This is a genomic window from Geobacillus sp. WSUCF-018B (genome assembly GCF_002809985.1).
GTDB lineage: Bacteria > Bacillota > Bacilli > Bacillales > Anoxybacillaceae > Geobacillus > Geobacillus thermophilus.
The window spans coordinates 1-19,622 of the sequence record NZ_PIJF01000026.1 but is presented as its reverse complement, the minus strand read 5'-3'; the positions used below and the strand labels follow the sequence as shown (position 1 = coordinate 19,622).

The 19,622-nt window shown below is 55.3% G+C and carries 19 protein-coding genes and 2 pseudogenes; 9 read left to right on the top strand and 12 right to left on the bottom strand.

The features are described from left to right. The first annotated feature begins 24 nt into the window (after positions 1-24). From CV944_RS09305 to CV944_RS09295, 3 genes are all read left to right on the top strand, one after another. Entirely contained in the window at positions 25-1,527 is a 1,503-nt protein-coding gene (locus tag CV944_RS09305; RefSeq protein ID WP_100664098.1) for an NADH dehydrogenase subunit 5, read from the top strand. Beyond that, the gene (locus CV944_RS09300) at positions 1,520-4,144 is read left to right on the top strand and encodes a DUF2309 domain-containing protein (protein ID WP_100664097.1); all 2,625 of its coding nucleotides are present in this window, start codon (positions 1,520-1,522) and stop codon (positions 4,142-4,144) included. Before CV944_RS09305 ends, CV944_RS09300 begins: the two co-directional genes overlap by 8 nt. Before the next feature lie 150 nt (positions 4,145-4,294). Beyond that, a complete protein-coding gene (locus tag CV944_RS09295) occupies positions 4,295-4,612 on the top strand; it encodes a DUF3870 domain-containing protein (RefSeq protein WP_033005473.1) in 318 nt (105 codons plus the stop codon). An 85-nt stretch (positions 4,613-4,697) separates the two neighbouring features. Here CV944_RS09295 and CV944_RS09290 read toward each other — a convergent pair whose 3' ends face one another. Together CV944_RS09290 and CV944_RS09285 are read right to left on the bottom strand one after the other, a co-directional pair. Further along, complete coding sequence (locus tag CV944_RS09290; RefSeq protein ID WP_033005485.1) at positions 4,698-5,897, bottom strand: acyl-CoA dehydrogenase family protein; 1,200 nt, start codon at positions 5,895-5,897, stop codon at positions 4,698-4,700. A gap of 107 nt (positions 5,898-6,004) precedes the next feature. Beyond that, positions 6,005-7,189: a CaiB/BaiF CoA transferase family protein gene (locus CV944_RS09285; RefSeq protein ID WP_100664096.1), complete on the bottom strand. Its 1,185-nt coding sequence runs from the start codon at positions 7,187-7,189 to the stop codon at positions 6,005-6,007. 481 nt (positions 7,190-7,670) lie between these two features. Here CV944_RS09285 and CV944_RS09280 point away from each other — a divergent pair, with 481 nt between their 5' ends. Next, positions 7,671-8,501: a glycosyltransferase family 8 protein gene (locus CV944_RS09280; protein WP_047817790.1), complete on the top strand. Its 831-nt coding sequence runs from the start codon at positions 7,671-7,673 to the stop codon at positions 8,499-8,501. Between the two features lie 109 nt (positions 8,502-8,610). On the opposite strand, the gene CV944_RS09275 is transcribed toward CV944_RS09280, so the two are convergent. The 4 genes from CV944_RS09275 to CV944_RS09260 form a co-directional block, all read right to left on the bottom strand. Continuing rightward, a complete protein-coding gene (locus CV944_RS09275) occupies positions 8,611-8,796 on the bottom strand; it encodes a YfhD family protein (protein ID WP_011229952.1) in 186 nt (61 codons plus the stop codon). Positions 8,797-8,885: 89 nt separating this feature from the next. Then, positions 8,886-9,014, bottom strand: a complete 129-nt coding sequence (locus CV944_RS09270; RefSeq protein WP_078172606.1) for a YfhE family protein — start codon at positions 9,012-9,014, stop codon at positions 8,886-8,888. A 131-nt stretch (positions 9,015-9,145) separates the two neighbouring features. Continuing rightward, positions 9,146-9,700, bottom strand: coding sequence for a GNAT family N-acetyltransferase (locus tag CV944_RS09265; RefSeq protein ID WP_100664095.1), 555 nt, complete (start codon positions 9,698-9,700; stop codon positions 9,146-9,148). A 245-nt stretch (positions 9,701-9,945) separates the two neighbouring features. Continuing rightward, positions 9,946-10,863 carry a TIGR01777 family oxidoreductase gene (locus CV944_RS09260; protein ID WP_100664094.1) on the bottom strand — a complete coding sequence of 306 codons (918 nt, stop codon included), beginning with the start codon at positions 10,861-10,863 and terminating at the stop codon, positions 9,946-9,948. 93 nt (positions 10,864-10,956) lie between these two features. Between CV944_RS09260 and recX the strand changes: the two genes are divergently transcribed. Continuing rightward, positions 10,957-11,784, top strand: a complete 828-nt coding sequence (gene recX, locus CV944_RS09255) for a recombination regulator RecX (RefSeq protein WP_047817793.1) — start codon at positions 10,957-10,959, stop codon at positions 11,782-11,784. Positions 11,785-11,786: 2 nt separating this feature from the next. Beyond that, positions 11,787-12,125 carry a YfhH family protein gene (locus CV944_RS09250; protein WP_033009882.1) on the top strand — a complete coding sequence of 113 codons (339 nt, stop codon included), beginning with the start codon at positions 11,787-11,789 and terminating at the stop codon, positions 12,123-12,125. 80 nt (positions 12,126-12,205) lie between these two features. On the opposite strand, the gene CV944_RS09245 is transcribed toward CV944_RS09250, so the two are convergent. The 5 genes from CV944_RS09245 to fdhF all read right to left on the bottom strand — a co-directional run bounded on the left by CV944_RS09245 (position 12,206) and on the right by fdhF (position 17,389). Next, positions 12,206-12,367: a YpzG family protein gene (locus CV944_RS09245; protein ID WP_071880153.1), complete on the bottom strand. Its 162-nt coding sequence runs from the start codon at positions 12,365-12,367 to the stop codon at positions 12,206-12,208. 71 nt (positions 12,368-12,438) lie between these two features. Then, positions 12,439-12,600 carry a small, acid-soluble spore protein K gene (locus CV944_RS09240; protein WP_033009883.1) on the bottom strand — a complete coding sequence of 54 codons (162 nt, stop codon included), beginning with the start codon at positions 12,598-12,600 and terminating at the stop codon, positions 12,439-12,441. A 116-nt stretch (positions 12,601-12,716) separates the two neighbouring features. Further along, on the bottom strand, positions 12,717-13,697 hold the full coding sequence (locus CV944_RS09235; protein ID WP_063330010.1) for a metal-dependent hydrolase: 981 nt from the start codon (positions 13,695-13,697) through the stop codon (positions 12,717-12,719). A 247-nt stretch (positions 13,698-13,944) separates the two neighbouring features. Continuing rightward, entirely contained in the window at positions 13,945-14,433 is a 489-nt protein-coding gene (locus CV944_RS09230; protein WP_033009885.1) for a helical membrane plugin domain-containing protein, read from the bottom strand. Next, positions 14,426-17,389 (bottom strand): formate dehydrogenase subunit alpha, encoded by a 2,964-nt coding sequence (gene fdhF, locus CV944_RS09225; protein ID WP_100664093.1) that lies wholly within the window; start codon positions 17,387-17,389, stop codon positions 14,426-14,428. The genes CV944_RS09230 and fdhF overlap by 8 nt, the downstream gene beginning before the upstream one ends. A gap of 268 nt (positions 17,390-17,657) precedes the next feature. Here fdhF and CV944_RS09220 point away from each other — a divergent pair, with 268 nt between their 5' ends. From CV944_RS09220 to CV944_RS09210, 3 genes and pseudogenes are all read left to right on the top strand, one after another. After that, on the top strand, positions 17,658-18,005 hold the full coding sequence (locus tag CV944_RS09220; RefSeq protein WP_100659752.1) for a Na-translocating system protein MpsC family protein: 348 nt from the start codon (positions 17,658-17,660) through the stop codon (positions 18,003-18,005). 261 nt (positions 18,006-18,266) lie between these two features. Beyond that, on the top strand, positions 18,267-19,058 hold the full coding sequence (fdhD, locus tag CV944_RS09215) for a formate dehydrogenase accessory sulfurtransferase FdhD (RefSeq protein WP_050368230.1): 792 nt from the start codon (positions 18,267-18,269) through the stop codon (positions 19,056-19,058). Positions 19,059-19,074: 16 nt separating this feature from the next. Beyond that, a pseudogene (locus CV944_RS09210) lies at positions 19,075-19,233 on the top strand (MFS transporter); the annotation flags it as partial. 29 nt (positions 19,234-19,262) lie between these two features. Here the strand turns inward: CV944_RS09210 and CV944_RS09205 are convergent. Beyond that, positions 19,263-19,622, bottom strand: a pseudogene (locus CV944_RS09205) (IS982-like element ISBs1 family transposase); the annotation flags it as partial.

Below are 19,622 nucleotides of genomic sequence, written 5' to 3'. Positions count from 1 at the left end.
AAAGGACGAGGGGAGGAGAATGTGATGGCAGCACAATGGTTCATATGGGGATGGCTCGCCGCAGTGGCCATCGTTTTCATCAGCGCAGCCGCATGGCTGCATCCGCGCATGCCGGAGCGGTATGTGCATGTGCACGTCTGGCTGTTGCTTCTTCCGGGAGCGGCGGCTGCCGCCGGATGGATCGGCGCCGGCAACGCAGAGGCCGGGCCGTGGCGGTTTGATGCGGTCAGTTGGTTGGTGGCCGTCTATATTTCACTTCTCAGTTGGGCGATTCAACGGTTTGCCGTTCGCTATTTGCATGGCGACCGCGCTTACCGGCGCTATTTTTCCTTGTTGACGTGGACGGTGTCGGCCGCTTCTCTGACATGGGCAAGCGGCGACATGCGCCTCGTTGCTGTCTGCTGGGGGCTTCCATTGATGGGCCTTGTGGCGTTAACGGCATTGAAAAAAGAATGGAGGCCGGCGCAGTTTGTCGCCCGGCAAATGGCGGTCGTGTTCAGCCTGAGTTGGCTGGCCGTCGTCATCGCTGCCGTCTGGCTCGGAACGGCGGCCGGCGAATGGCAGCTTGCTTCTGCGCTGTCGGCGGAGCGCCTTGCCCGCCTATACGCCTGGGAGAAGGCGGTGATGAACGGACTGCTTATTTTGGCCGCCATTATCCCGGCTGGACAATGGCCGTTCCATCGTTGGCTGATGGAATCAGCCGTGACGCCGACGCCGGTGTCGGCGGTGATGCATGCGGGGCTCGTCAATGCCGGCGGGCTGTTGCTTTGGCGCTTTTCCCCGCTCTTTAGCGGGACGGGGGCGCATATCGCATTGTTTGTGATCTCCTTTTGCTCGATTTTGATTGGTATGGGCATTAGTTTGGTGCAGGCGGACTATAAACGCCAGCTGGTCGCGTCCACGATGGCGCAAATGGGTGTCATGCTTGTGCAATGCGCCCTGGGCGCTTACGGGGCCGCAGTAGTGCATTTAGTGCTGCACGGGTTGTTTAAAGCGACGCTCTTTTTGCAGTCCGGGTCCGTCGTGCCGCGAGTCGGTCGGGCAGGATTGCGAAAAACAGGCAGTTCGTGGCCGGGCGGCATCATCCTCGGCGTGCTGCTTGGGTGGGCGTTTTGGCAGGCGGCTCCGCACGAACCGGCCCGCCTGCTGAGCGCGCTTTTGCTTGGGGCCTCGGCGGCGGTCGCTTGGGGACGGCTAGCCGATTTCCGCGAAGGCCGCTGGATGGGCCTGGCGGCGGTGGCTGTGTTGGCGTTTGGTTCGGAAACGGTGCGCCATCAGTTTTTGACGCTGCTCGGCCAGGGGGAAGCGACGGTTTTTGTGCCGCCTGCCGCGTTTGAATGGACAGTAGGCGTCTTGTTTGCGATGGCGGCATTGACCGCTGCCTGGCTGGCAAACCGGCGCACATCGGCGCTTGCCGTTCGGGTGTATATGCATCTCGTTCATCTCGGGGAGCCGCGCCCAGCGGCTATGGAGGCGCATCCCCGTTATTTGGCATCCTATCTGAAGGAGGGAATGGCTCATGAGTAAAAGTGCAATGCCGCTTGAACGGCTAACGGGGGAATCGAAGCCCACCGGCGCAGAAGCCCGCCCGCTTGCTATGCTTGTCAGCGAAGCGGCAAAGGCGGTTGCGCCGCTTTGGCCGATTTCCGCCTTTATCGCCCGCCATCCGTGGATGGGGCTTGAAGAGCAGACGTTTGCCGACGCAGCCGACCGCCTGCAGCAGGCGCATGGAATTGATTTGTATCCGCCGATGACGGTTTTCCATGCGGCGATGGCAAAAGGGGAGATTGACCTTGTATTCGTCGAGCGGCGGCTGCAGCGTTGGCTTGACAACAAGCCGCTCCCGGTGCGGCGCCAAGAAGCAGAGCGAATGTGCCGCGCCCTCCTTTGGAATGAGACGGTGCCCAACGAGGCGCTTCGTCTGCCGGAACTGGCGGAGCTGGCGCATGCGGCGGCATGGCGTCCGGCGGCTGTTCGGACGGCGGGCGCCGCGTTGCACGGCGTAAGCCAACGCCTTGACCAACAAACCGTCAAATGGTGCAAACTGTTTTATGGTTCGAACACGGCGCCATGGGCGCTTCCACATCGTGAGCTGGGGTTTTACGGAGCATGGCGCCGGCTCATCGCCGCCGACCCGGCGCTCTCGAAAGAGGAACGGAAGCGGCTTGCCGATTGGCCGCACGACGGGGAAGAGGCGCTGCGTCAAGCGTTGATGAAGCTTGGCGTACAGGAGGAAGAGACCGCCGCTTACTTGGAGGCGCATTTGTTGGCGTTGCCCGGCTGGGCTGGCATGGTTGTATGGCAGTCGCGCCGGACGGGCGACGAATTGCGGGGATTGATTGACTATTTGGCGGTCCGTCTGTCGCTTGAATGGACGCTTGTGGCGCCATATTTGCCGCTTGAACGGGAGGATCATGCGGACATCGGTGCTGCTCTTTCACTGTTGGCCGCTTGGCTGCATTGGGGAGGGATGACGCTGGAAGACTGGCGGAACCTGTCCGGCAAAGAGCAGCGCGCCCGGTTGGCGTTTATCGATCGGTTTTGGCGAATTGACCGGTGTCATCTTTGGCTTGAAGCGTGGGAAGATACGTATGAAGCGAAATTGAAAGAAGCGGTATTGGCGCATCAGCCGATGGATGAGACGAAGAAGGCGGCAGCGCAGCTATTGTTTTGCATCGATGTCCGTTCCGAGCCGTTCCGCCGCCATTTGGAAGCGGCCGGACCGTTTGAAACGTATGGCTGCGCCGGCTTTTTCGGCTTGCCGATTCAAACGCGCGCACTTGACAGCGATGACGCTCACCCGTCATGCCCGGCGATCGTCGCGCCGCAGCATGAAATCAACGAAACCGCCGCTTTGGAAGCGGCGCGTCCGTACCGTCGCCGGCGCGATGCATTCCGCTTTGTCGGCCAGACGTTTAAAAAGATCAAACAGCATATGTTGGCCGGCTTATTGCTTCCGGAAATGAGCGGACCATGGCTCGGCCTTCATACCTTCGCCCGCAGCGCCGCGCCGGCTTGGGCTGGCCGGGTCGTCCGCCAGGCGGAAGCGGCAGCCGAACATAAGCCGAAGACGGACTTGTCGCTCCACCGCCATGGAAAGGATGAATCGTCTGGACTGCCGATCGGCTTTACAACCGAGGAACAAGTGCAATACGTGAAGCAGCTGCTCGTCAACATTGGCTTGACGTCTTCGTTCGCTCCGCTTGTGGTTGTTTGCGGCCATGAAAGCGAGACGGCCAACAACCCGTACGCTTCGGCGCTCGATTGCGGGGCGTGCGGCGGTGCGGCCGGGGCGTTCAACGCCCGCGTATTCGCCGCGTTGGCCAACTTGCCGGAAGTGCGCGCTGGACTGGCGGCTGAAGGGATCAACATTCCGGATGAAACGGTGTTTGTCGCTGCGGAACATATTACGACCGTCGATGAAGTCCGCTGGCTTGATGTGCCGCCGTTGCCCGCAGCGGCTGAGGCGGCGTTTCGACAGCTGAAGCAGGCGCTTGGCGAAGCGAGCCGCCGTGCGAACGCTGAGCGGATGGCAAAGCTCCCCCATGTCGGACAGACGCCGCGCGATCCGGTGGCGGAAGCGCAACGGCGCGCCATTGATTGGAGCGAGATCCGTCCAGAATGGGGATTGGCCCGGAACGCTGCGTTCTTGATCGGCCGCCGCAAGTTGACAAAAGGAAAGGACTTAAACGGCCGGGTGTTTTTGCATAGCTACGATTGGCGCGAAGATCCGACCGGTGAGGCGCTCGCCGGCATTATCGCCGGGCCGGCGACCGTCGGACAATGGATTAACTTGCAATATTACGCTTCAACAGTCGCACCGCACTACTACGGGAGCGGCGATAAAACGACCCAGACGGTGACCGGCGGCATCGGCGTCATGCAAGGGAACGGGAGCGACTTGTTAGCCGGCTTGCCATGGCAGTCGGTCGCCGCGTCCGATCGCGAACTGTTTCATGCTCCGCTTCGGTTGCTTGTCATCATCGAAGCGCCGTCCTATTATATCGAGCAGCTGCTCGACAGAAATGAAGAGTTTCGTCGCAAAGTGCAAAACGGTTGGCTCCGTCTCGCCTCGATTGACCCAGACAGCGGGGCGTGGGTGAACTGGGAGGCAGGCCGTCTTGCGTCAATGCAGCAACACTAAAAAGCAACGATTTGCCGCTTGCCGAGTTTGCTTGGCGGGCGGCTTTTTTTGCTGCCTGCCAAACGAGGCAGGGAAAATGGATGTACGCCGCGAAACAAGATAATAGTTGGTATAACAGCAACAAGAAAGACGAGGAAAGAGGGAAAGCGGATGAAAACGCAGTTTATCGCCGGCCATGCGCGGCTGCCGGCCGGAATGGCGGCCAAAAGCCTTTACGATACGCTGACGATTACGGCGGAAATTGATAAAAAGTACGGGGTGATCGTGGAGGCATCATGCACACTGGCTACTGAACACGGGCGCGATTATGTCGCCCGGCTGCTGCGCGGCCATTCACTGCGCGACGGCATTGACGAGCTGTTGGCGGAGCTTGACGAAGGGTATTTAGGGAAAGCCCATTCTGCTCTGTGCGCGGCGCTGAAAGATTTGTACAAACAATATTGCAAAATGGAGGAGAAAGAGCCATAAGCCGCTGCCCCCTCATCGGTTGATGGGGGGCAGCGGCGTTTTGGTGCGGGTCAGCGGTTTGGCCCCCCATGATTTCGTTCGTGATTCAGTTTTCAGCTGGCCGCCATGCCGGCAGCGTTTTGCGCAACGGTTTGTCTTGGCGGTAACCGAGCACATATTCGGCCTGCATGATCGTATGAATTTCCCGTGTTCCTTCGTAAATGACCGGCGCTTTCGAATTGCGCAAGTAGCGCTCGACCGGATATTCGTTCGAGTAGCCGTAGGCGCCGTGGATTTGGACCGCATCGTCAGCCGCTTTGTTGGCGTAATCGCAGGCGATCCATTTGGCGAGCGATGTTTCCCGCGTGCAGCGGCGGCCTTCGTTTTTCAAAAAGCCGACTTTGTACACGAGCAGGCGGCTGATTTGCAGGCCGGCTTCCATACGGGCGATCATTTGCTGGACGAGCTGATGGCGGCCGATTTCTTTGCCGAACGTTTTTCGTTCATGGCAGTATTTGACGCTGGCTTCCAAGCACGCCATAATGAGGCCGACGGCGCCGGCGGCGACGGTGAAACGGCCGTTGTCAAGCGCGGACATGGCGATTTTGAATCCTTCGCCTTCTTCCCCGAGCAAGTTTTCTTTCGGGACGCGGACGTTGTCGAAAAACAGCTCGCCAGTGTTTCCGGAACGAATGCCAAGCTTCCCTTTGATCGGGCGCGACGAAAAGCCGGGCATCGTCCGTTCGACGATAAAGGCGGAAATACCGCGATGTTTTTTCGATTTGTCCGTATAGGCGAACACAAGGAAGTGGTCGGCGATATCAGCGAGGGAAATCCACGTTTTTTGTCCGTTTAAAATATAGTCATCGCCATCGCGGACAGCGGTCGTCTGGATCGAAGCGACGTCCGAGCCGGCGTTTGGTTCAGTGAGGCCGAACGCGCCGATTTTTTCCCCGCGGGCTTGCGGGATGAGGTATTTTTGTTTTTGTTCCTCAGTTCCCCATTGCAAAAGAGTGAGGCTATTGAGCCCGGTGTGGACCGACACGGCGGTGCGAAACGCTGTATCGCCGCGCTCAAGCTCTTCGCAGACGATGGCGAGCGAGTTGTAGTCCATGCCCATGCCGCCGTATTCTTCCGGGATGCACACTCCCATTAAATTGAGCTCGGCGAGCCGTTTGAAAATGTTGCGGTCGAATTCGCCGCGTTCATCCCATTCTTTGATATACGGCATGATCTCTTTGTCGACGAATTTGCGCACCGTTTGCCGGAGCATTTCTTGTTCCGGTGTAAAGTCGAAGTTCATCATCGTTTCCATCCCCCTATGCAATTGTTTGTTTTTCATGGTTTTCGTGTCAACGTTCGTTTCCCTTGTTTCAGCGGGCGCTGAAGCGGTTGAGGAGAACAACGGTTTATTCATTGGTTTTTGTCGTACGGACCGTTTTCAGCGGCCGGTTTGCCTTGCCATCCAGCTTCGACCTCGCCGTTATGCTCGCCGGCCAGCGGGGGCGGCAGCCGATAAGACACCGCCGTGTCAGACAGTTTCAGTGGGCTGGCGACAAGCGTTAACGGACCGACGATTGGATGGTGCAACGTGACTGTCATCTTGCGCGCCGCCGTTTGCGGATGGCGGAACAGTTCGTCCATCGTTTGCACCGGGCCGCACGGGATCCCTTTTTCAGCGAGAAGGCGCTGCCATTCGGCGCGCGTCCGCCGCTTGATTTCTTCATTCAGCCGCCGGTTTAGTTCGTCCCGATGGGCGACGCGGCCTGGGTTTGTCTGAAAACGCGGGTCAGACCCGATCGAGCGGTCGGACAATAGCGAGCAAAGCGCTTGAAATTGTCGGTCATTGCCGACGGCGATGACGATCGGACCGTCGCTTGCCATGTACGTTGAGTATGGCACGATGTTCGGGTGTTCATTGCCGAGCGGCTGCGGAATGTCACCTGACATTAAGTAGTTCGCCGCCACATTCACCAATGCACTGACAGCGCAGTCAAAGAGCGATAAATCAATTTTTTGTCCGCGCCCCGTTTTTTCACGAGCCAAAAGCGCCGCTTCGACGGCGATGGCCGCATACAACCCTGTAAACACGTCGGTGACGGCCACTCCCACTTTGAGCGGGCCGGTGTCCGCGGTGCCGTTGATGCTCATCCAGCCGCTCATCGCCTGAATGATGTAGTCGTAGCCGGGAAGCGAAGCGAGCGGACCGGTTTCGCCGAACCCGGTGATCGAGCAGTAGATGAGGCGCGGGTTGAGGCGGGACAGCGCTTCATAGTCAAGCCCCCATTTGTCCATCGTCCCGGTTTTGAAATTGTGGATGACGACATCGGCTGTCTCCGCCAGACGGCGAACGGTTTCCCGCCCTTGTTCTGTTTTTAGATCGACGGTTACACTTCGCTTGTTGCGGTTGACGGCCGTGTAGTAGGCGCTCATCCCATTTTGGAACGGCGGCCCCCAAAACCGGGTGTCGTCCGACCCGCCCGGCGCTTCGATTTTGATGACATCGGCCCCTAAATCGCCTAAAATCATCGTCGCATACGGGCCCGCCAATACGCGCGACAAGTCAAGGACGCGCACGCCATCAAGCGCTCCCGCCATTCGTTTCCCCCCTTTCCTGACATGCAAAAAGCCGGTTCCTATACAGCGTGCAAGATCGGAACCGGCTTGAACGGACTGAGAAGGCATTCCGGCGCGGAAATGCCGTCAGGCCGTACAGTTCTTTTTGTGGTCGATGCATAAAAGCTGCCAACGCTGCCTGTCAGGCAACGGGGCTATCGGACAGATGGCAGGGGCCGTCCGGTCTGCACAAGCGGCCAAGCTGGCAGGAGACGGCTTATACGTTTATTATAGTGATTTGTTTGATAATTGTAAATAGTCGAACAAGAAATTCGTCAGCGAAAGCCGGCTGGCGAGGAGAAGATGCACGTAGCCGCGTGAATAGCTCTTCGATACAAATGAATGAAAAGAAATCGTCGCCCGGTCGGACAATTTGGCATGAAAAGGGCGCAACATTCACCTAAATTTCTATATAATTGTAGAGAAAGGGGAATCGATGACGCAAAAAAGGAAGTGATGGTGCATGTTTCAAGTGTTAGTCACGACAGACGCTAATTATCTTCCGCCGCTGAGAGTCTTGATGCATTCGCTGTTTTGCAACAACCGGCGCCCGTTTACGTTTTACTTGCTTTACTCGCGCATTGCCGAGGAAGAGATTCAGGCGCTTGGCGAGTTTGTTCGCCGGCAGGGGCATGAGCTGGTGCCGATTTACGTTGATCCGCAACTGTTTCATGATGCGCCTGTTTTCCGCCACTATACGGTGGAGATGTATTACCGTCTGGCGGCGCATTTGTTTTTGCCGCCAGACGTCGACCGTGTCTTGTACCTTGATCCGGATATTGTGGCGATCAACCCGATGGATGAGCTGTATGACATGGATTTTGAAGGGAACTTGTTCATTGCGGCTGAGCATACCCATTCGACGAAGGTGGCAAACTTGTTCAACAAGTTGCGGTTAAAAACGCCGAACGCGAAAGGCTATTTCAACACGGGCGTCATGATGATGAACATCGCGGCGATGCGCGAACACGTCCGGCTCGCGGACATTTACCAGTTTATCCGCGACAACCGGTTTAAGCTTGTCCTTCCTGACCAAGATGTGCTCAACGGGCTGTATTGGGACAAAATCAAACCGGTCGATGGCTACCGTTACAACTATGATGCCCGTTATTACGATTTTTTGCAGCTGTTGCCCAACCCAAAACATAATTTGGCGTGGATCGAAGAAAACACCGTCTTTATTCATTATTGCGGCAAGGAAAAACCGTGGAAAGACAATTACAAAGGGGAGTTGGGGCGGTTTTACAAACGGTACAGCCAAGTGTTGGAGCTCGAGGGCGAGGCGACGGTGTAGCGCGGCTTGAGAGACGTGTTTCACAAAGAAAGTCTCTCACTCCAAGCAAAGCGAAGTGGAAGCGGTTCACAGGAAAAAGGCGCCCCATCAAAGCGGGCGCCATGTTCGATTACTGTTTGCGCTCTTGCCGGCGGATGCCGGCTGCCGCAGCGCGCGCCTGCGCCTCGAGGTCTTCATGGTCGGCAAATTCTGCCGAGTATTCCACATCGATGCCGTCAGATTTCAGCTGTTTCGGCACTTGCGGCAAAGTCGCCTTGTTTTTGTCGCGCGTCCGTTGTCCGCGAGATCGGCCCATCGTCCATGCCCCCTATAAAGAAGTGTGAATCGTACGATTCATTCATTAGCATGGCATGGACGGCGCCGCCATATAAATAGCAATCATTTCTAATGGCGCGCTTTTTTGGCCGTATAGCCGCCCGCTTGGTCCGCCATTTTAAAATCGCGGGCATAGCTTACTTCTTGGGCGCTTGTCAACGTATGCTTCACTTTTTCGCGTTTTCGTTTTTCCGCCATCGCTCGTTCCCTCGCTTTGCATGATATGCCTTTAGTTCCATTTTGGACGAGGCCAGCCGTTTTTATGCATAAATAAAAGAGGATGTCCGAACGGACAGCCTCTTTTTCGATCGTCGTGCGTCCTTCCGCGCTTACGCTTCTTTTCGTTGTTCCTCTTCCAGCGTAAAGGAGGGATGGCGCATCGTATAAAGCGTGTAGTTGTCTTTTGTAATTTCGTACAAATTGTATACATCCGCGCCGATTTGCTCGAGCAGCGCCCGCCGCGTTTCATTGGCCGGCATGACGTACGGCAGTTTTTCTGCCGCTTTGATCGAGCGGACGTTGACTTTGCGAATGCGCAAAAACACGGTCTCGATCGACAGCACATAAAACAGCTCATGGAAAAACGCTTCTTTGGCGCGCCGATTGTAACCGCGCCCGTGGTACGGTTTGCCGAGCCACGTTCCTAAAAAGCCGGCGCCGTCTTGAATGTCAAAGAGGCTGATCGTGCCGATCGGGTTTCCCCATTCGTCCAAAATCGTGCGCGAAATGAGCTCGCCTCGTTCTTCCGCTTCGATGAGCTGTTTCGTCATGAACAAAAACTCCTCATACGAGCCGGCTTTTTGGCGCACAAAAGGGAAGACATCCGGGTGCACCATCAGCTCGTACAGCGCATGACAGTCTTGCAGCTCGCGTTTTTTCAGCATGGCCAATCCCTCCTTTGGATGCCGAGGGCAGCCTCCTAGCGGGAAACCACCCTCGAAATTTTTTTATAAAAACATCGTTAAAAAAATTTCGGGGTGGGAATCGAACCCACTAGAACCAGCGCGAGCGCTGGTGGCGCACCATTTGCCTTCCCCTCATTCTTGTCAGTATGCGGTTATGAACAACAACTGGCCTGAAGTCTCTTTTATCATACACGATCAAGTGTAAAAAGGGAATTGCTTTTTTGTTAATTTTTTTTGGATATTTTTTGTCGAGCGTCTGAAAAAAACAGGTCCGTGAGACAGTCTTCCAACGTCGGAAACGAAAAGCGAAAACCGGCCTGCAACAGCTTTTCCGGGATGACGCGCTGCCCATCAGCAACGAGCATGCTCATTTCACCGAGGAGAAGGCGAAGCGCCCAAGCGGGAACCGGAAGCCAATGCGGACGGCGAAGAAGACGAGAGACTGTGCGGCCGAACTCGTCCATTTGCACTGGATGGGGCGCGGTGAAATTGATCGGGCCGGACAATTCCTCGTGTTCGATGATGTACGAGACTGCGCGCACGACGTCTTCAAGATGAATCCACGATAGCCATTGCCGTCCGCTGCCGATTGGGCCGCCGACAAACAGCCGGTACGGCTTGATCATCATCGGCAAGGCGCCGCCATGTCGGGCAAACACGACGCCAAAGCGAGCGTAGACGGTGCGAATGCCAAGCTGCTCAATCGGACGGGCCGATGCTTCCCATGCTTGGACGGTCTGGGCTAGAAAGTCGCCGCCGTAATCGGTCGTTTGTTCGGTAAATGTTGCGGAGTCCGAAGTGCCGTAAATGCCGATGGCGCTGGCGTTGATAAACAACGACGGGGGGCGGGACAGTGAATCGATGTAGCGGCCCATCGCTTCGGTGGATCGAAGGCGGCTGTCAAGGATGATCTCTTTTTGCTTCGCCGTCCAACGTTTTCGATTGAGCGGCTCCCCGGCTAAATTAATGGCGACATCGACAACTTCAGGCTTTCGGTCGTTGTCGAAGGAAAGATAATGAATGCTGCCTTCGGAAGGTTTGGGAGAGCGGGTGAAAATGTAGATCTCATGTCCTTGCTTGGAAAAATGGCGGGCGAGCGCCTGGCCGATCAGCCCAGTGCCGCCGTTGATGGCGATGCGCATCTTGATTCCCCTTCCATTGGTTTATTTTACGACTTCGCTTTTGGTGTCAGAAGTTCCTGCTTATGATACCATAAAAGATAAGGGGGACAAACAATGGGAACGATTGCCGACATTGTCGCAACCGAACAAAATGCTGAACGATTTTGGATTGTCGTGCACCGTGACGGCGCACCGTCGTTGAGATTGACAGTTGATCAAGATGTATTGCTTCAATTCCGCTTGAAAAAAGGGCTGGAGATCAGCGACGACCTGCTTCAACATATTGTGTATGCCGATGAGGTGAAAAAGGCGTATCAACAGGCGCTTTACTTTTTGGCGCACCGGATGCGTTCGGAGCATGAGGTCGCTGCACATTTGCGAAAAAAAGGCGCTCCGGATTCGGTGATTGATGAAGTGCTCAAAAAGCTTCGCGCCGAGCGGTATGTTGATGACGGGGCGTTTGCGGCCGCCTACGTGCGCACGCAAAAAAAGACGGCGGCGAAAGGGCCGCTTCTTGTGCGCGCCGAACTGGAACGGCTCGGTGTTTTGGGCTGCTTGATCGAGCAGAGTTTGGCGGAGTATACGTTGGATGAACAGATGGCCATCGCCCGCTCGCTTTACGAAAAAGCGAAAAAACAGCGCCGGGCTGAATCGGCTCGCGCGTTTTTGGAACGGGTGCGGCAGCAGCTGATGCGCAAAGGGTTCCCGCATGAGGTGATTGCCGCCGTTTTGGCGGATGGCGGCGCTCATACTGAACAAGAAGAACGGGAGGCGCTCAGTGTTCAGGCGGAGAAAGCGCACCGCCGTTATGCGCACCACCCGCGGCCGCTTTATGAGCAAAAGATGCGCCAAGCCCTTTATCGGAAAGGGTTTTCACTCGACTTGATCGATGAATGGCTGCGCGGGCAAGGCAGCGGTGAAAACCAAAAAGGGGGATCGTGACCATGAGAGAGGACCAAAAACGGTATAGCGAGATGACGAAAGAGGAGTTGCAGCGGGAAATCGCCGTGTTGGCTGAGAAAGCGCGCAAGGCGGAGCAGATGGGCATGGTGAATGAATATGCTGTCTATGAGCGAAAAATGGCCATGGCGAAAGCGTATATGCTTAACCCTGCTGATTTTCCCCCGGGAGAGATTTATGAAATTGAAGGAGCACCTGGGGAATATTTCAAAGTTCGCTATTTAAAAGGAGTGTTTGCCTGGGGCTGGCGGCTGAAAGGAAACGGGGAGGAAGAAGCGTTGCCGATTTCGCTGCTCCGCAAGCCGAATTTGCCCTCCTCATGACAGGCGGGCTCAGTTTGCAACCAGACGGAAAGCGAGTCGAAAGAAAAAAACTTAGGGGGAACAACCCCTAAGTTTTTTCGCTACGACTGCTTGCGCGTCTGCCGCTCTAAAATGATGAGGTCGAGCGTTTGCTGCGTTTCACCGTTCACCTGCGAATGAGCGTGTTTCGGATTGGCCCACGGCTGCTGGAACGGATTCGAGTAAAAGTTGTCATAAAATTTTTTGCGCCGATGGTGACCCATGACCGTTCACCTCGCTGCTGAATGTGCCGGGGAGCAGGCGAATGTGTCCATGCTCCCCGGTTTTTCTCTCTTTAGAAGAAGTCGCTGCGCTTGCCTGAAGCGCGCATCCGCTCTTGTGGGTGAGTGTTGGTCGTCCCGTCAGCCCGCTTGGACGCGTATTCCGCTTTGGCGCGCGGCTCGCCTTCGAGCTTGTTGTTGTTTTGGTTCGGGAAGTTGCGCTCCTTATTTCGCACGGCCCATTCCCCCTTTTGAGGCGAGCTCGTGTTGGATGGCCAACACGTATTCTTATTATGAAACGAAGGGGGGCGCTTATGTGTGCAAATTGTTGGGATCAAAACAAGCCGCTCTGTCAGTTTGGCGTCACCTCGAGCTTTTTCCGCAGCCTTCCTTCACTGAACATCCAGCCCGTGTATGAGCTGACAATGTTGAGGTTGCGGTCTAGCTGAACGACGGCCACGAATGGATAGTATCCTTTGCTCCGGTAGCGCAAATCAGTAAAGCGCACTTCATAATAGTCGTCGTATTCGTTCATTTCCCAACGGTACACCGGGGAAAACGACAAAAAGGCGGCGGCGTTTTCATCGCGCTTGGCGGCGTTGATCACCGGGTGGTCGGGAAGCGGCCGTTTTTGGAAGCGGTCGAGGATGATGAGCTCGCCGTGTTTGACGCGGGCAACGTAAAATTCGTCGCAGGTTGAAATGGCTAAATGCCATTCGCGCGGCCGCCACGTCGGCACAGTAATGATGTCCGTCACTCCTTGTATAGAGGCGTGCACGAGCTGTTTAATGTTGGCTTGCTCGCGGAAGCGGAACACATAATACGCGGCCACGAGCGCATAAACGACGAGAAACGCATAACCGGGGTGGACGTTGAGAAACAGGGCGCCGACGCCGAGTAAATGAAGCGCAAAAATAACTGGGTCAAACGTATGAACGACGCCAAGGGCGATCCATTTTTTTGTGAACGGGCGCAGCGCTTGCGTCCCGTAAGCGTTAAAAATATCGACAAACACGTGAAAGGCAACAGCCACAAACGTCCAAAGCCAAACGCGGAGCCAGTCCGTTTCCGGATAGACGGCGGCCATGATGCCGACGATCAACAGCGGCCAAATGACAACGGCGGGAATCGAATGGGTGATGCCGCGATGGTTGCGAATATATTTGGCGTTATTGCGCAACTTTAAAATCGTATCGATATCGGGTGCCTGTGATCCGGCGAGCGTGCCAATCAATACGGCATGGGATAAAAACGGGTCATGGGCAATGGCGGGGTCGAGCGATGCTAAGCTACCGAGCGCCACTCCCATCAAAACATGTGTGCCTGTATCCAACGTGAAGGCGCCTCCTTTGTCAGCGTCGTTTGTTAGTATATCCCGCCCGGGGTCGGGCCAATAACCGTTCTCTTGTCCAGTTGGGGCAAACAACGGTATGGCTATTGTATCATACGACGCCGACAGCTGGGAGGGGCGGAATCACTAAAATTCATTGCCGACGCAAGCCGGCAACGGATGGTGTTTTGGCAAACAAAACAGCGCCCTGCTTTTGCACAGGACGCTGTTAGTTTTGGAAGAAGAGGTTTCAGTTGTCAGCTCCAAGCCGCTGGCCAATCGCTTTAAGCGCGGACAGGAAAAAGCGAATGGCGCGGTTGACATCAGGATCGTTCAGCGCCTTCAACAGGTCAAACAGCCCGATCTTTTTCGTCTCAACAGCTGTCTGTTCGTACGCCTCCATGGCGCCTTCGGCGATATGCTCAAGCAATTTGGCCGTTTTTTCTGGATCGAGCGAAGAAGCGAGGCCAGCCAAGGCGAACGCGTGGTTGATCATGGTCGTCACCGGTTTTTGATTGAGTTGGCCGACCACGATTTTGGCCACCTTTTCGCGCGACTTTAACAAAGCGCTGGCTGCTTCAAGCAAGCCGCTTTCGTGGAGCTGTTCGATGACGTCCAATAGTTCGCGGACTGCTTCTTCGCTGTCGCCGACCGCTGCTTTTAGCTTTGCGAGCGCTTCGGACCGCTTTTCTTCTTCGTTCATCTGGCGTTTCTGAATCGTGGCAATCGGTTTAGCCACCGACTTTCACCCCTTTTTCCTCGTCTGTGAGCGGCACGTAGTCGCGGCGCTGCCATTTCCGCTCGACTTCAACGCCGTTTTGCGGATGGCGCTGTTTAAAGCGCGGGTTCGTGCGCGGAAGCGGCGTTTTCCCGGACCGTTCAATGACCTCCATGCGCACCCGCGTTTGTTTGTAGGCCGGCGTATTCGTGCGATGGTCGGTTTGCGGTCCGGTTAAAATGTTAATGGCGCTCTCATTGGCCATTGAATGCATCGGCAAAAACAGCTCGTTGCCTCTGACTCGATCGGTGACGAGCACGCGCACTTTGACGCGGCCGTACGGCGAGATGAGCCGGACGAGCGCCCCATCTTCAATGCCGCGTTCTTTGGCGAGTTCAGGGGATACTTCGACAAACACTTCTGGGAATTTATGCTCGATGCCTTTTGATTTGTACGTCAAGTTTCCTTCATGGAAGTGTTCAAGCAGCCGGCCATTGTTGACGAGCAAATCGTACTCTTCCGGATATTGCACCGGTTCGACCCAATCAGCCAGCGCAAAGCGGGCCTTGCCGTCCGGGAAATTGAACCGCTCTTTGTACAACAGCGGCGTATCGGCGCCATCATAGCTGCCCCAGCATAAGCTGTTCCAGCCTTCGAGCCGGTCATAGTGCGCCTGCGAGTACAGCGGGGCGAGGCTGGCGATTTCATCCATAATTTCCTTCGGACCGGCGTAATGCCAATCGGCGCCAAGCCGTTTGGCGATTTCTTGAATGATCCACCAGTCCGGTTTTGAATCGCCGAGCGGTTCGAGCGCTTGATAAAACCGTTGGATGCGGCGCTCGGTATTCGTGAATGTTCCTTCTTTCTCCAAGTTCGGCGCCGCTGGCAAGATGACATCCGCAAATTGCGCTGTTTTGGATAAGAAAATGTCTTGGACGACGACAAAATCAAGTTTCGCCAACGTCTCTTGCACGTGGTTGGCGTTGCAGTCGACGAGCGCCATGTCTTCGCCGACGATGTACATCGCTTTCAGTTCGCCGCGCTCGGCCGCTTCGAGCATTTGGATGTTGTCAAGGCCTGGTTTCGCATCAATGCGGACGCCGTACGCTTTTTCAAATTTTGCTCGCGCCGCATCATCGGTCACATGTTGGTAGCCCGGCAGCCAAGCTGGAAGCGACCCCATGTCGCACGCCCCTTGGACGTTGTTATGACCGCGCAATGGGAACGCGCCCGCCCCTGGACGGCCATAGTTGCCGGTTGCCAAAAGCAAGTTGGAAATCGCCGCCGATGTGTCGCTGCCGCCTGTGTTTTGCGTGACCCCCATGCCCCAGAGGACGCACGTGCCGTCCGCTTCATGGATCATTTCGGCGATGCGGATGAGATCGGCTTTGGCGACGCCGGTGACTTGTTCGGCATAATCAAGCGTATATTTTTCCAGCAATTGTTTAAACTCTTCAAAGAAATGGACGCGTTCGCGAATGAACGCCTCATCGTGCCAGCCTTGGTCGATGATGTATTTCGTCACGGCCATCAGCCATACTTGGTCGGTTCCTTGTTTGGGGCGGATGAACAAATCAGCCCGCTCGGCCATTTCATTGCGGCGCAAGTCCGCGACAATGAGTTTTTGCCCAAACAGTTTATGCGCCCGTTTGACGCGGGTGGCGATGACCGGGTGCCCTTCCGCCGGGTTGGCGCCGATGATGATGACTAGACCTGCAGAAGCGATGTCATGAATCGTGCCGGAGTCGCCGCCCATGCCGACCGTGCGGAACAGGCCGTCGGTTGCCGGCGATTGGCAGTAGCGCGAACAGTTGTCGACATTGTTCGTTTCAAATACTTGCCGCGCCAGTTTTTGCATTAAATAGTTTTCTTCGTTGGAAATTTTTGATGACGAAATAAACCCGATGGCGTTGCCGCCGTATTGCCGCTTGATCGCGCCCAATTTTTCGGCAACGAGGTCGAGCGCTTCGTCCCATGTCGACTCGACGAAGACGTCGCCTTTGCGGATGAGCGGTTTCGTCAGGCGCTCTTCGCTGTTGACGAAATCCCAGCCGAATTTCCCTTTGACGCATGTCGAAATGGCGTTGACCGGCGCTTCAGAAACCGGCTGGATTTTTAAAATTTTCCGCCCTTTCGTCCACACTTCAAACGAACAGCCGACACCGCAGAACGTGCAAACCGTTTTCGTCTTTTTGATCCGTTGTTCGCGCATGGCGGCTTCAATTTCGGAAACGGCGAAAATGGCGGTGTAATTCGGCTCCACTTCTTTGACGAAATCGATCATCGGATTGAGCACGTCTTTGTCCAGCCCCGTCATAAATCCGGCTTCGCCGAGCATCGATTTTTCCATTAAGGCGTTGCACGGACAGACGGTGACGCAATGCCCGCAGCTGACGCACGACGACTCGTTGATCGGCACGCCCCCGTCCCAGACGACGCGCGGCCGCTCGGCGCTCCAGTCAATGGACAGCGTCTCGTTCACTTGCAAGTTTTGGCACGCTTCTACGCATTGCCCGCAGGCGATGCATTGGTTCGGGTCGTAGCGGTAAAACGGATGCGACATGTCCACCTCGGACGGGTCGACTTTTGGCCGGTACGGATACGTTTGATGTTCAATTTGCATCATTTCCGCGGTGTTGTGGAGCTTGCAGTTGCCGTTGTTGTTGTCGCAAACCGTACAGTACAAGAGATGATTTTCCAACAGGCGGTCCATCGCTTCTTTTTGCGCTGCTTTTGCCCGCGGCGAGCCGAGTTCGACGGTCATGCCGTCCTCAACCGGCGTCGCACAGGCGCGCACGAGTTTTCCGTCCGCCTCCGCGATGCACGTGTCGCACGTTTGAATGGCGCCAAGCTCCGGCGTGTAACAAACTTGCGGATGCGGGATGCCGTGCTCATTGACGACTTCCAAAATGGTCATCCCTTCTTTGGCGCGGTACGGACGACCGTTAATGGTCACTGTCACGAGTTGCGCTTCCATCGATCGCTCCTCCTTCGCAAAATAAAAACCCCACCAGCGATGAGAATCGTGCTTCATCGTGGTGGAGTAGTTCTTTAGCATGGCGGTACTAAACAACCAATCCAGCGTCTGCTAGAATCGTAGAAAAATAACAAGGTGGCGTTCGGCCTTATTATTTTTCCACTGTGTATACGTTTGCTATGATTTATTATTATTATAGTATGGCCGGATGGAGAACACAATGGATTCGCAAGAAGTTTTTCAGGCGCTGGTGAAAGGAGGGAGGCAGATGTCAAAAAAGGAAGCCGCGTTTAATGATATTGTCCGTAAAGTGCGCAAACAGCTGTTTGGCAAAGGGCCCGAGCGGATCAAAACGTATTTTGTCGACAATTTGGCGATTACGATTTTGCACGGCAATTTGACGCCGACGGAGAAATTTATCGCCCGCACGCCGGAGGGACGGGAGATGGTGCATGCGGCGAGAACGAAAATGATCCAAGATGTGTACGTCCAGCACGTGCCGGACGGCATGGAAGAGCTTGTCGGTTCGAAGCTGCTCTATTTGTTCAGCGATATTAAAGTGGAAGAAGATATGGCGGTGTCCGTTTTCGTTTTTGAGAAGCCGATTGAATTGTGACGATTTTGTGAACAAAAACAATTGTTTTTCGTTGCTGTTCGTGATATGCTTATGAATAGTTAGCACGATGAAAATAGTGGAAGCCTCGCCGGCTAAACGGTTTTGCCGCTTGGCAGGCAGGTTTCGGAAACGGATGTGCGTTGGTTTCGCTGCAGAAGTGCTGGGCGCAAACTACCGCTGCTTTTCGCTGACAGGGGGCGAGTGTGTCCTCTTGTCCGGAAGGCGGCGGTTTTATTTTGCATGGAAAGGGGGAATGGCAAGGTGAGCGGGTTTGCGTCGAAACGGCGGCTGATCGTTCGATATGATGGCGGCCAGTTGGCTGAGGAGGAAGATGAGATTGCGCTTGAGTTTCCGTTGACGGTCATGGTCAATGGCGAGGAGTTCGCCACCATCGTTTGCACGCCGGCGCATCTAGATGAATTGGTAATCGGATTTTTAGCCTCGGAAGGAGTCATTCGGACGTGCAGTGACATCAAAGGGATGACCATTGATGGGGAGCGGGGCTTTGCTTATGTCGAACTCGCCGCGGGCGGACTGCCGGCCAAACAGTTTTATGCCAAGCGGTTCATCGGCTCTTGTTGCGGAAAAAGTCGGCAGTTTTATTTTTACAACGATGCGAAAACGGCGAAAACGATCGTCGGCGGCATCACGGTGAAGGCGGATGACTGCATTCGCCTCATGAAAGCGCTGCACGAGCGGTCGACGGACTTTGCGGCGACGGGCGGTCTTCACAACGCCGCGCTCGCCACACCGGATGAGATGGTCGTGATTCGCTCTGACATCGGGCGTCATAACGCGCTCGATAAGCTGTATGGCTATTGCCTGCGTCATCAAGTTGCGATGAAAGACAAGCTCATTGTATTCAGCGGCCGCGTTTCATCGGAAGTGCTGTTAAAGGCGGCGAAAATGGGAGTGAGCGTCCTGCTCTCAAAATCGGCGCCGACGACGCTGGCCTTGGATTTGGCGGATGAACTCGGCATAACCGTCGTTGGCTTTTTGCGCGGGCAGGCGTTTAACGTGTATACGCATGAGAGTCGGATCATCATCGGGTAAAAGGGGAGGAGAGGCTGTGAAAAACCGTTGGCTCATTGCGTTATCGGCTGTCGGCGTTCATATTTCGATTGGGTCTGTTTATGCGTGGAGCAATTTCACCAATCCGTTAAAACAATTGTTTGGATGGTTCGATCAGGAAGTGGCGCTCACGTTCAGCATTGCCATCTTATTTTTAACCCGTGGACCCGTGGTGCTAGTTGAGCTTTAGCGCTCAACTAGCCCAAGTGTAACCAGGGAATAAGCTAACAATATACCGTCTAGTGCCACTTCAAATCCGATAATCGAATTGGCTCGGATCCCCGTGATGCGATAGTGGTCAACCAGAACCGAGAACACCGTCTCGATCACTTTGCGTTTTTGTTGGATCCACTGCTCCCATGTCTCAGACGCACGATGTTTCTGGTTTTTTCGAGACGGAGTCCAAAGCGCCATTTGGTATTCTTCGTACAGCCTTTTTTGCAAGTCACGGCTAATGAATCCTTTGTCCCCAAAGTTATACGGGTGGGGAATTTGGGTCATCACGCTTTCGGCTGCGATTCGATCGTGGCAAGATGCTTCCGTCAC